Below are 11,451 nucleotides of genomic sequence, written 5' to 3'. Positions count from 1 at the left end.
ATGTCCGGATGTTTATGCCCACTCTACCGATAATCCTACCTTTAAGTTCGTCTGACGGCAGGTTAACAACTGAAACGGTTGTTTCCGCGGTATGGGAAATCGCGCAGCGCTGGATTGCCGCGGCAATTACCTCCCGCGCCTCGGCTTCAGCCCGTGCCTTTGCCTCTTCCTTGATTTCACGCATCAACTTTGCGGCTTCGAGTCGGGCTTCATTTTCAAGGTTACGGAGAAGCTCCCTTCGCGCCTCTTCTGAAGAAAGGTTGGCAATCCGTTCGAGGCGGCTGTTCTCCTGTTCAATCAGCTGGTCAACCCGCTCCATCTTTGCGCGAATGAGCTTTTCCTTCGCCGCCAGTTCCCGGTCTTTTTTAATAAGGTCTGCCTCCTTCTGCGTTAAAACCCCTTCACGGCGCGAGAGAAACGCCTCTCTTTCGGCAAGTTTCTGTTCTATCCGTTCCAGTTCCCGACGGGTGGCAGCGGTCTGTGCCTCAAACTTCAATCTTTCCCGTTCCCATTCCTTATTTATTCGCTCTTCTGCCTCCCGCTGAGTTTCTTCAGCCCTTTTCTTTGCTTCGGCAACTATTGCCACGGCATCCGCCTCCCGTGCCGCTAAAAATTTGCGCGCCGTCCGCCGGCTTGCTGCGATTCCAACCCAAAAACCTAAAATACCCAAGGCCATCATTATTACGATGGCAATAACAAAATAAGCGATATTCCATTCCATCATTGCCTCCTTAGAGAAAATAAAACCCTGCAGGTGTCGTGTAGTGCAGTCTCTGAACCCGTATATCAGGTGGGAGCCTCAGAGCGGCTTCGCGTCGCCCTCATCGGGCATCACTCCACCGTTCTATAGTGGCCCCCGTTAAACGGGTGTTGGCTCAAGACTCAGCCACTATCACGGACACTGCAGGGAGCCTAAACAACCCCTTCCAATTTTTCAATGAGCGCGCCAACCCGACGGCAAATCCACTCGGTGGCTGCCTTTTTCTCCTGGAGCGACTCGTCAACCAGATTCAGACATGCCAAAACCGCGGTTTTGGCGGTGGCAGGTTGATGATACTGCTCACTAATCTGCCTCATCTTCTGGTCCACAATTTCTGCAACTTTCAAAACATATTCGCCGTCTTGGTCGGCTTTAACATTGTATTCACTGCCAAAGACTTTAACAACAAAACTCTGCATAGGCTCCCGTTTATTGAATTTTATAGAAGTGTCTCGATTTTGTCAATAATTGTGTTTAACATTCTCACCGCCTCCCCGCGCAGTTTTTCCTCCTCGGAGAGCCTCTCCTCTAACCGCCGCTTTTCCTCTTTCAGCCGCTGGATTAACCCCAGCGCCGCATCAATCTTTTCCTCGAGGAGGTTGAACTGCTCAATGAGCACCTTATCCGGTTGGTAACCCGCCTTCATATCAATGTTCAATCAGGCGCAAACCCGGAATCACCTGAAACCAGGACTCAATCTCTACGGTGGCATTGGCGCCATTCACCCGTATGACCTTAATCAGCGCGTAATGGTCATCTGCGGTTGTATATACGCCAAAATAAGCCGGCAGTGAGGTATGGGGTATGGTGCTATAGTTAAAGTAACGAGTGGAGTCAATCTTGGGCAAGGGTGCATTTTCATCTAACAGCGGATCGGTGAACCCACTCTTGCGCCAACTACCGGTAGGCACAACACCAGAAGGGTCTGAAGGTCCCATTGTCGGGCTGGCAATACGATAGGGCAGGCTTGAACCGGTGGTGAAGTCGGTGATGTAAAAGGCAACCTTGGGGGCATTGGCGGTGTCGCGCATTGAGTAACTGCGGGCAAACCCCGAGTCAATGTCCCAGCCATATCCGGCATTGCCGGTGCCGTCAAGCTCAGAGATTATTTGGGCTTCGGTATGAACCGGGATGGTTGTGACCGTATCCGATTTATACTCCTTGCCGGCAAAGACCGCCGAGACCAGATACCTCCCGGTCCTGCCTTGTGGGTTGTGGACAAAAGTATTGGCACTGGTGTCGCCGATAATTGTAAAAACCGATTCATTGACCGGGCAGAAATAGATAAGAAAACTGTCAGGCACACCTGCTGCCGGTGTCGTCCACACAAGTTGGACAGTTGAATCGGTGGCAGCGGCAACCTGAAGATTTCCAGGTGGACCGCCGATAACACCGCAGCCGATAAATAAAACAACGCCGGCAACCGCGCTGAGTAAACAAAACAGATAAAAGTCAGATTTCATAAGCTCCTCCTAAATTTTTTACTAAATCAGGCTAACTATAGAATCCCCTCCTGTCAACTTTGGATAAAAGAAAAAGCCCCCGAAAAACGGGGGCTCCAAAAGTGGGGTTAGGCTTTAGTGCTGGATTAACCGCAACCCTTTAACCAGCTGGAACCAACCAGAGACCTGATAGGTCTTGTCGCCAGCGTTGAAACCGTCAAGTTTTGCCAGCGCATAATAGCCATCCTGAGTATAGATAGCCGCAAGGAAAGGTGTCTGGGTAATGTCCTGATAATTGGCATAGACATTGGGATTATGAGCAGGTAGAGGTGCAGTCTCGCTTGTCAAAGGTCCGGCAATCGCATTCACACGCCAAGAGCCCGCAGGTACAACATTCCCAGGGTCGGTCGGCCCCATGTCAGGGCTGGCAATTGAATAAGTGGAGGTCTGGAAGTCGGTGATGTAGAAGTCAACATTTGCCGCATTTGCCGCCTGCGTCATTGAGTAGGTAGCGCCTGTGCCATTGGTCCGGCTCCAGCCATATCCGGAGTTGCCCGCCGCGTTGAGTTCAGCCACCGTCAATGCTGAGGTGGCAATCGGCACAGTGGAAACGGTTGTCAGGCTTGGGTACTCCTGCGAGCCGAACTGGGCGGCAACCTTATAGGTCCCGGTTTTGCCATTGGGATTATGGACATAAGAGGTGGTAGTAACATTGTTGGCAACCATCACAAAGTCTGCAGCATCAACCGCCTTGAAATAGACGATGTATTTGTCCGGTGTTCCTTCTGCGGGCGCACTCCAGGTGAGTTTAACAGTTGAGTCGGAATCAGCAACAACCGCAAGACCGGTTGGTGCGCCACCGACGATATTACTGCAGTCAGAGCCAATCGAAATGACACCCAGAACTACCCAGGCGAGGATAGTTAGAACAGGCAGTAGCCTTTTCATTTCCTCCTCCTTTCTTTTAACGGCCCACTTTAGGTGGTTTACCAGAGGGTTGAGGTGCCGGCTTGGGCTGAGGTGCCGGTTCGGGTGCCTTCACCGACTCTGCCGGTGCCTTAACCGACTCTGCCGGTGTCACAGCCGCAGATTCCGGCGGCGGCACCGTTAAGGTGCTTTCAGCCTTTGTCGGCTTTGCCTTTTCCTCTGTCTTTTTGCTCGGACAGCCGAGCGCGAAAATCAGTGCGACGATTGCACAAGCGGCGATTAGTTTTTTCACGAATTCCTCCTTTTTTGACTTTTATTCCTTTTAGCGGAACCAGAGCGCCGCAATGACCTCTGCTTCCGCCACATAAAACCAAGAGCCTCCAAACTTACTCATCTAATTTTACCCCCCCTCCCCTCCTTGTCAAGCATTTTATTTCCATCACCCCCTCCCAAAAACTCAACCATCTTACTATCCCCTACCTCTCCCGGTTTAGAACAACTGCACCAGTGCCCAATTTAGGTGAAAATTGGGTTAAGGCACGAACTGACAATTACTTAAGATTCTTAGCCTCTTGTTTTTTTCCTTCAAAGGGTAGGTCCTCCCCACCCCTCCCCCTCCTATCTCGCTCTGGGGATGAAAACTGGGTTTCTCTCCAATCGCTCCCTTTGGCTTTTGTATAAGAACCGGCTAAAAGGGATTGGTGGGCGAATTTTTTTATCTGTTCTTGACCAGAGCAGGGTTTGCGGTTAGACTGGTAGAGAAGATGAAAAAGACCGGATTTCTCTTATTATCGTTTTGCTTGAGTTTCCCGTTTGCCCAGGTGCCTTTGCCGTCCGCACCGGACTGGATTTCGCTTGACCGGGACTATTCAACCGGTGGCAGTTTCGCGGATGTGAATGGCGACGGTTATCTGGATTTTTTAATCTCCAATGGCAATGATATGGCTTATGACCGCAATGCGGTTTATCTGAATAACACCGGGGTTTTGGAGACAAATGCATCCTGGCGCTCTATTGACTCCGGCTATTTCGGGCACTGCTATAGCGGTGATGTCAATAATGACGGTTTACCTGACTTTGCGGTTGCCTATCTCGGTTATTTTATGACCGGCGAGTTGAAGGTGCGCCTTTATCTTAACAGCGACTCAGGGCTTGAACCCCAACCCTTTTGGGTTGCGGCTGACAGGCACTCATCTTTTGACTGCTGTTTGGGTGATGTTGACCTTGATGGTGACCTTGACCTTGCCATCTCTGCGGGTGATGCCTATACCAACAATTATGACCGTGCCCGCATCTATCAGAATAACGGCGGTGTTTTTGACAGTCTGCCCTTTTGGTCGGCAACCGACAGCGTGCCTTCCGATGCCATCAGGTTCTGCGATATTGACAATGATGGTGATTTGGATTTGTTTGTCGGTCAGCGCCGAAAGGTGTCAATGTATCGCAATAACGATGGCGTCTTGGAGACAAGCCCTTCCTGGGTTGCGCGGCAGGGGGTTGGCTGGGTTTTGCGGCTTGACTTTGGTGACTACGACCAGGACGGGTTTTTTGATTTGGCGGTGGCGAGCAATGACCAGCTGGGTGACCCGAATGGTATCAAGGTTTTTCACAATGATAACGGCACTTTGGATACCATTGCCACCTTCAATATGCAGCGCCGCGGCACAAATCTTTACTCCTCATGCGTTGCCTGGGGCGATGTCAATGGCGATGGCTATTTAGACCTGGCTGCTGGCGGCTGGTGGCGACCTGCGGTTGTTTATCTTAACAATGCCGGTGTCCTGGAGACCTTGCCCTCCTGGTCCTGGTCGCCGCCCAATCCCCAGCGCTTGGTCTGCGAGGCTTTAATATGGACCGATGTTGATAACAGCCATCTGAGCGAGGTTGTTGAGGCTCATAACGGTGATGGCAGACGCAAACTTTTTTATCTGCACAGGCGACCGGTGCAGTTTTTGGACAGTGTCAAGGTGAATGGCGAGCGCAAGGGTTATCAAGATTTCTGTTTTGACCCTTTGGCAGGCTGGGTCTCATTTGCCCAGGCACCAGATTCCGGAACCGGTAATGTTGTATTTTACTATCGCTATTCCGACCATCCTGACCTTGCGGTAACAAACTGGGACACCCTTGGCGGCAATCTGGTCTTTCTCAATACCACGCCGGCGGGCATTTCCGCGGCTATGCCCCCAAAGGTTTACAGGCATTTCCGGGTGAGCCCGAATCCGAGTGCGGGTTTGATGAATTTCAGTTTCAGCAGAGGAGAAATTGAGCCAATGATGGCAGGGATTTATGCCCAGGATGGCAGGCTGGTGCGGAAAATAAACTTGAAAGGAGCGGGATTTGTCTGGGACGGGAGGGATGAGCAGGGCGAGGTTCTACCGCAAGGGGTTTATGTCTTGAAGGCAGACGGGTTTGCCCCAGCAAAACTGATAAGAGTAAAAGCGAGGTAAAATTGGCAAAAGAGGATAGCATTCAGGGTGAACTTCTCAACCGGCTGGCACATTATGGCAGGGTTTATCTCTTGGAGAAGGTGAAGTCAACCAACGATTATGCCTTTACCCTTGCCGAACAGAAGGAGCCGGCGATTGTGGTGGCGCACAGACAGACAAAGGGCAGGGGCAGGTTCAGAAGGCGCTGGTTTGCGGATGAAAACAGCCTTATCTTTTCTGTTCTTTTCTTTCCTAAGCCAGGCTTTACGGGCGCGGGTCTCATCACCCACATTGCCGGTCTTGCCCTTTGCCGGGCGATTGAACAGGCGGCGGGTGTAAAGGAGCCAATGCCGCTTTTGCGCTGGCCAAATGATGTCATTATTCGTGACAAAAAGGTTGCCGGCGTTCTTTCTGAGCAGCGTCGGGATGCGGTGGTTGTGGGTATCGGTGTCAATGTTAATCAGACCGGCATGCCCGAGAATCTGCTCGATGCGGGCTCCTTGTATCTTGCCTATGGCAAAGGTTTTGACCGGTTTGTGCTCTTAGACCTTTTCCTGCTCGAATTTTTTCAAATGGTAAATGAAGTCTACAAGGGAAATGTTAAGGAAATCTGGGAAGAAATTAAGAAAAGGTCAAGCATCCTGCATCAGCGGGTTGAAATCAGAACGCTCTTGCGGAAATATATCGGCACGGTCATTGACATCGATGACGAAGGAAAAGTTGTTTTACGCACCGATGCCGGCAGGCTGGTGGTGTTCAATGCGGGTCAGGTGAGGAGGCTGCGCTGATTCTCACGGTTCTTATCGGCAACAGCCGGACAAGATTCGTCTGGTTTGATAACCAAGGGATTGTAAGGCGCATGATTGTGCCCACTACCAAAGTGATTGAGTCTCTTGAGCGGCTGCGATTGACAAAGGATACGAGAGGTGCGGCAGTGGCTTCGGTTGTGCCGAAACTGACCCTACCGGTTTATCGCCGGCTTTGCCAAGAGACACCGACCTTGCTCGTTGGTGCCACCACCAAGACACCGCTCAGGTTTCACTATGACCGGCGCGCCCTTGGAGCGGACAGGGTGTGTGTGGCTGTCGGAGCATACACCCTTTACAAAAAAAATTTAATTATCATTGATTTCGGTACAGCGATAACCTTTAATATCGTGAAGAGGAACGGCGATTTTCTTGGTGGTCCCATCCTTCCAGGTGCGGAGATGCTGCTCTCCTGTCTTGCTGAGAAAACCGCCAGACTGCCAAGGGTGGGGTTTTTGGCATCCAATAAGGTGATTTGCCGAACAACCAAACCGGCAATTCAGACAGGGGTTTTTAATCTCCTCCGTAGTGGACTAAATGACATCATCAAAAGAATCTGCATTGAAACCGGAGAAAGTTATTTTGTTGTGGCCACCGGCGGGCTGGCACAAAGGTTCGGATGCCATTTACGCTCCATCAAGGTCGTTGATGAAGACCTTGGTTCAAAGGGTCTTAGAGAAATTTTTTATCTTAATAAGGAGGTTAGATGATTAAGACCGGTGTATTTATTGATGTTCAGAATGTTCAAGAGACATTTGAGCGGCAGGGCAAGGAGGTTCGTTATGATGCGGTTATCCGGCACATCATTACCACCGGCTCGAGAGAAAAGGAGAACTGCAAGTTTGTCGCATTTGTGCCCTACCGCCGGGATGACGAACGGCGGCAGCGGCTGATCGATGCGCTTTCATTTCAGGGTTATCGGGTTGTGGCTAAACCGGTGCGGGAGCGACCGGATGGCACCATCAAGGCAAATATGGACATTGAAATCACCCTTGAGATTCTCTCAATGAGCGACTGGCTGGATGAGATTGTGCTTGTTACCGGTGATGGGGACTTTGTCGCCTTGGTTGACTGGCTTTCCAAAAGGGGGAAAAGAGTGGTGACAATCGGTCTCGGACGAGGCTATACTTCGGTGGAACTCATTCGCGCCTGCGATGAGTACATTAACCTGGATGAGATTGAGGGTGCGGTGAAACCACAGTTTCCCGGGCGGGAAGAGGAACAGCCATTGGTATTGTGAATGGCGCCTTTTTAGGGCTGGAAACGAGCGGACGTACAACCGGACTGGCATTGGTTAAGGATAAAAGGGTTGTTTGGGAAAAAAGGACCCCTAACGAGGTAAGTCATAATGAGAGTCTTTTGCCGCTAATTGACACCGCTTTTGCTCAGACGGAAATAAAACTGAACGAACTTACCGGCATCTGTCTGACCATCGGACCGGGAATGTTCACCTCGTTGCGCGTGGGATTAAGTGTCACCAAGGGTCTGGCAGTGGCACGAGGGCTTTTGGTTAAGGGTATCAATACCCTAAGGGCACTAAGTTTTACCGCGGAAACGGAAAGGGGAAATCAATTGGTCCTATCACTGATTGATGCACGCAAAGGCGAGGTCTACGCCGGGCTATATCAGGGTGGGGAAGCAATTATTGCACCAAAGGTTGTCAGTCCTGAAGGGTTAGCCAGGTTACTTGGTCAGACAAATTTGTCCAGCAATAGTCTAGTGATTGCTGGTGATGGTGCCGAGCTGGCAGAACCAGTATTGAAAAAGGCGGGGTATCATATTGACAGAATCGGAATTACCTTTCCTTCTCCAGTCGCTGTCATTCGCCTTGGCATTGATTTGTTAGTAAAAGAAGGCGGGGATGACATAACCAAGCTTGAGCCAACTTATCTCCGCCGGACCGATGCGGAATTAAAACGAGAGCCTCGGCAAAGCGATTCCTAAAAGCCGGTTACCAATTGAACTATTAAACCTTGATAACTCCAAATCTTCCTAAGCGTGTTGTATTGATAGCCAATCATAACCTTTAGATTATCACCCACCGGTTTCACTGTTAAGGCAGAAAGGACTCGGAATTGCTGTTGACCATCGGTGCTACGCATCCCTTCAAACCTCATCGCTGGTGCAATAACCCCAAATTCGTATGCTGCTTCTAATAAGCCAGCAGAGGTTGATATGTTCTGATAACGGCGATAAGCCACTTCTGCGGCAATGGTGAAGGATTTTTCCTGATAGACCGCCTCCCCGGCAAATCCGAGCCAGCGCACCGCCTCTGGATTAACCCAGCCGCAATAAGCACGGCCCCCGAGACTCAAATTGGCTGTGTTTACCGGTGTAAAGACCACCCGGGTAAAAACATCCTTGTTTGTGTTGTTATCTGTGCTGTTCGGACCGGTCCCATTCATGACCCCTGTCAAAAGACGCAAAGCGGACCCCACAACTTGCGCCTGCCAGTCCAATAAGATGCCGATATCACGGATGGTATTGGGTTTACTCATAATACCGTATAAAATTGAATACTCCTCCACCTTCAAGTATCTTTCGGGTGTTTCCGCTTCAAAACTCATCGGTATAGCAAACTGACCTGTTCGTAACGCAAAGCCTTTACCCAAATTGAAGTGGATGTAAAGGTCGCGGAGAGAAAGGTGAGAAAAATCAAACTCAATCTTAGCGGTAGTATTCTCCCTGATATCACCTGTTAAACTCAAGGTTCCGAGCCGCCAACGGAATTCAAAACCGTTATTTGACCAACCTTTGCTTCTTCCCTGATAAATAACCCCGTAACCAACAAAAAGCCCATCAATGCTAAGACGGCCAGGAACTAAATTCAACTCTCCCAATGCCATAGTTACCCAAAAAATTCCAATTAAAATTTTTTTCATTCCCTTTCTTCCATTTTTATTAAAAAGCTGGCGGAGGCGGGTAGGAATCGAACCTACCGGTCAGCAAATCGCCGACCATACGGATTTGAAGTCCGCCAGGCACACCAGCACCCATCCGCCTCCGCTTCTCTACCTAATGTTGCACAACAACCTTCTTTGTTATGCCACCTCTTGGTTGATCAAGGCACAAAAAATAAACGCCGGCAGGGAGGGGACGAACATCGAACTTGAAATGTGACTTTTCATTTCCACCAACTTCCAACTCCTTAACTAAGGCACCAGTCCGGTCATATATCTTGAGGAAAGTTTTTGGCGGAACCGGTCCATCCAATCTCACCAGCCCGAATGCCCTTACTGGGTTAGGTGTGACCGTCAGTTTCAATACCCTTAGTGTAATGTTTTCTTCTGCTATTCCAGAACTTTCCCGCCAGACAACTACTTCCTTCCAGATGGTATCATTTCCCCTTTTTTCGTCTTCGGGAAGATTAACCCAAGAGCAAACTGTTAGTAGCCCAACTGTATCGGCAAGGAATGGTCTGAACGATACCCGTTGCCGCATTCCCGGTGTCAGCACAACCCAGACAGAATCCCGGTACTCACCGGGCTGAACTGTCAGCCGCAGCCAGCAACTATCCTTATTAATTGACAGATTGGTGACCACCGCCTCTGGTTTCAGCGTATCCTCAATATAGAGTGATTCCGGCAGGATCAGCTCGCTCAAAGCAAAATCGTGAAGCACCTGAAACATCTTCAGGACAACGATGTCAATATCGGTGGAATCGCTATAACTTGTTCCGGCAAAAATCATCTGTCCGTCAGGCTGAACTGCGATTTTGTAGCCCCAATCCTCGTCGTGGCTGAACGGATTATCCCAGAGATAGGAATAAATGAGTGTGCCGGATGTATCATATTTTACAAAAGCAATGTCCTGCCAGGTGATGTCAGTTTCAGCAGTGCCGATGACCAAGACCTGACCGATGGAATCAACAGTCAAATCAGCACCCCCGTCTTCAAGATGGTCGGCATCAAAACGATGACTCCAGCGCACACCGCCGATAGCGCTGTAAGAAACGGTTGCGATGTCATAATCGGTAACATCATCAAGACTTGTTCCGGTAACAAAAACATTGCCCGACTGGTCAACTGCAACCGCACTGAGAAGGTCCTCATTGTTTGCCGGATAGCGATTGTATGTCCGTGCCCAGAGCGAATCGCCATTTCTTGAATATTTCATCGTGAAGTAATTGTAGTCCTGATTATCATCCCAGACGATACCACCAACAATTATCGTGTTTGTTACCGGGTCAAAAATAACCTTCATCCCGTAATCGTCACCCCACCAGGGCCAGTTATTCTTCCGGCGCAACCAAGCCTGGGTTCCATTCGGTCGATACTTGATGGTAACGATATCATAGTCGGTGTCATCATCATAACTGGTCCCAGTGACGTAAATATTATTGGAGTCATCGACACAGATTGAATAGGCAATATCTTCATCATTCTCTGGTGTCCGGTTGTAATAACGCACCCAAACCGTGTCGCCGTTTTCAGCATTGTAGCAGATTGTGCAGTAATCAATATTGTTAAAACTATCAGCACAATACCCAGTAACAATGACTCTGCCTAAACGGTCAAGCGCAATTGCATGGGCGGCGTCGTTACCGTTAAAAATACGGAACCAACTTCTCACCCAGACCAATTCCCCGCTGTTGGATAATTTCAATGTCACCATATCCTTGTCTGCCAATGTATCTGTCGTCCAGCCACAAACATAAACATTGCCAATACTATCCACCACCAGCGCTGAAGCTGAGTCATCCTCATGTGCCCTGCCATCGTATACTGTGTTCCACAAGACCACGCCGTCTGGGCTGAACTTCCGGACGAAGATGTCACCATAATTCCCACTGGTGATAATCATCCCAGTGACATAGACATTACCCGAGTCATCAACATACATATCTGAAAAGATATCCTCATTTCTTGTGCCACCATCAATTGACCGCAACCAAGCGGTATCCAGCTGACCAAAAACTACCTCAGGCATCAGCAAAAAGAATGCCGTTAGCAGACAAAATGCCTTCATTTCTACTCCTCTCATATAACATCTCTACATAAAAAACTTTACTGCCGAATGCCTTTAATGTCAACTCCTGATTGACGAAAGAAAAAGTTGACCTCGATTAATGTAATTTTATTATTTTTTAA

General features: G+C 49.5%; 13 protein-coding genes, 1 tRNA gene and 1 other RNA gene. 5 read left to right on the top strand and 10 right to left on the bottom strand.

Translation table 11 applies throughout. From position 1 onward, the window contains the following. The 7 genes from ABIK47_00615 to ABIK47_00585 form a co-directional block, all read right to left on the bottom strand. Nucleotides 1-721 (bottom strand): Rnase Y domain-containing protein (locus ABIK47_00615; protein ID MEO0019129.1); only part of this gene is annotated, 721 nt, incomplete at its 3' end. 20 nt (nt 722-741) lie between these two features. Beyond that, nucleotides 742-913: non-coding RNA, 6S RNA (ssrS, locus tag ABIK47_00610), on the bottom strand. Beyond that, nucleotides 913-1,179 carry a cell division protein ZapA gene (locus tag ABIK47_00605; GenBank protein ID MEO0019128.1) on the bottom strand — a complete coding sequence of 89 codons (267 nt, stop codon included), beginning with the start codon at nt 1,177-1,179 and terminating at the stop codon, nt 913-915. The genes ssrS and ABIK47_00605 overlap by 1 nt, the downstream gene beginning before the upstream one ends. Before the next feature lie 20 nt (nt 1,180-1,199). Continuing rightward, nucleotides 1,200-1,406 carry a hypothetical protein gene (locus ABIK47_00600; protein MEO0019127.1) on the bottom strand — a complete coding sequence of 69 codons (207 nt, stop codon included), beginning with the start codon at nt 1,404-1,406 and terminating at the stop codon, nt 1,200-1,202. Nucleotide 1,407: 1 nt separating this feature from the next. After that, nucleotides 1,408-2,223, bottom strand: coding sequence for a fibronectin type III domain-containing protein (locus ABIK47_00595; protein MEO0019126.1), 816 nt, complete (start codon nt 2,221-2,223; stop codon nt 1,408-1,410). Nucleotides 2,224-2,337: 114 nt separating this feature from the next. After that, nucleotides 2,338-3,150, bottom strand: a complete 813-nt coding sequence (locus ABIK47_00590) for a fibronectin type III domain-containing protein (GenBank protein MEO0019125.1) — start codon at nt 3,148-3,150, stop codon at nt 2,338-2,340. A gap of 16 nt (nt 3,151-3,166) precedes the next feature. Continuing rightward, nucleotides 3,167-3,421, bottom strand: coding sequence for a hypothetical protein (locus ABIK47_00585; GenBank protein ID MEO0019124.1), 255 nt, complete (start codon nt 3,419-3,421; stop codon nt 3,167-3,169). 472 nt (nt 3,422-3,893) lie between these two features. On the opposite strand from ABIK47_00585, the gene ABIK47_00580 reads away from it, so the two are divergent. The 5 genes from ABIK47_00580 to tsaB are packed head-to-tail and all read left to right on the top strand — an operon-like array spanning nt 3,894 to nt 8,305. After that, on the top strand, nt 3,894-5,576 hold the full coding sequence (locus ABIK47_00580) for an FG-GAP-like repeat-containing protein (GenBank protein MEO0019123.1): 1,683 nt from the start codon (nt 3,894-3,896) through the stop codon (nt 5,574-5,576). A 2-nt stretch (nt 5,577-5,578) separates the two neighbouring features. Then, entirely contained in the window at nt 5,579-6,343 is a 765-nt protein-coding gene (locus ABIK47_00575) for a biotin--[acetyl-CoA-carboxylase] ligase (GenBank protein ID MEO0019122.1), read from the top strand. Continuing rightward, nucleotides 6,340-7,071: a type III pantothenate kinase gene (locus ABIK47_00570; protein ID MEO0019121.1), complete on the top strand. Its 732-nt coding sequence runs from the start codon at nt 6,340-6,342 to the stop codon at nt 7,069-7,071. Before ABIK47_00575 ends, ABIK47_00570 begins: the two co-directional genes overlap by 4 nt. Beyond that, nucleotides 7,068-7,601: an NYN domain-containing protein gene (locus ABIK47_00565; protein ID MEO0019120.1), complete on the top strand. Its 534-nt coding sequence runs from the start codon at nt 7,068-7,070 to the stop codon at nt 7,599-7,601. Before ABIK47_00570 ends, ABIK47_00565 begins: the two co-directional genes overlap by 4 nt. Continuing rightward, nucleotides 7,598-8,305 (top strand): tRNA (adenosine(37)-N6)-threonylcarbamoyltransferase complex dimerization subunit type 1 TsaB, encoded by a 708-nt coding sequence (tsaB, locus tag ABIK47_00560; protein MEO0019119.1) that lies wholly within the window; start codon nt 7,598-7,600, stop codon nt 8,303-8,305. Before ABIK47_00565 ends, tsaB begins: the two co-directional genes overlap by 4 nt. Here the strand turns inward: tsaB and ABIK47_00555 are convergent. The 3 genes from ABIK47_00555 to ABIK47_00545 all read right to left on the bottom strand — a co-directional run bounded on the left by ABIK47_00555 (nt 8,302) and on the right by ABIK47_00545 (nt 11,329). Continuing rightward, a complete protein-coding gene (locus ABIK47_00555) occupies nt 8,302-9,243 on the bottom strand; it encodes a porin (protein ID MEO0019118.1) in 942 nt (313 codons plus the stop codon). The two genes, tsaB and ABIK47_00555, sit on opposite strands and share 4 nt — an antisense overlap. Before the next feature lie 28 nt (nt 9,244-9,271). Continuing rightward, a tRNA-Sec gene (locus tag ABIK47_00550) sits at nt 9,272-9,366 on the bottom strand. 10 nt (nt 9,367-9,376) lie between these two features. Beyond that, complete coding sequence (locus ABIK47_00545) at nt 9,377-11,329, bottom strand: SBBP repeat-containing protein (GenBank protein ID MEO0019117.1); 1,953 nt, start codon at nt 11,327-11,329, stop codon at nt 9,377-9,379. Nucleotides 11,330-11,451: the final 122 nt, after the last annotated feature.

This window comes from candidate division WOR-3 bacterium (assembly GCA_039801245.1).
Taxonomy (GTDB): Bacteria; Hydrothermota; Tepidihabitantia; order Tepidihabitantales; family Tepidihabitantaceae; genus JAOABP01.
Note: the sequence above shows the minus strand (reverse complement) of the source record. Positions and strands in the feature narration are given on the sequence as shown.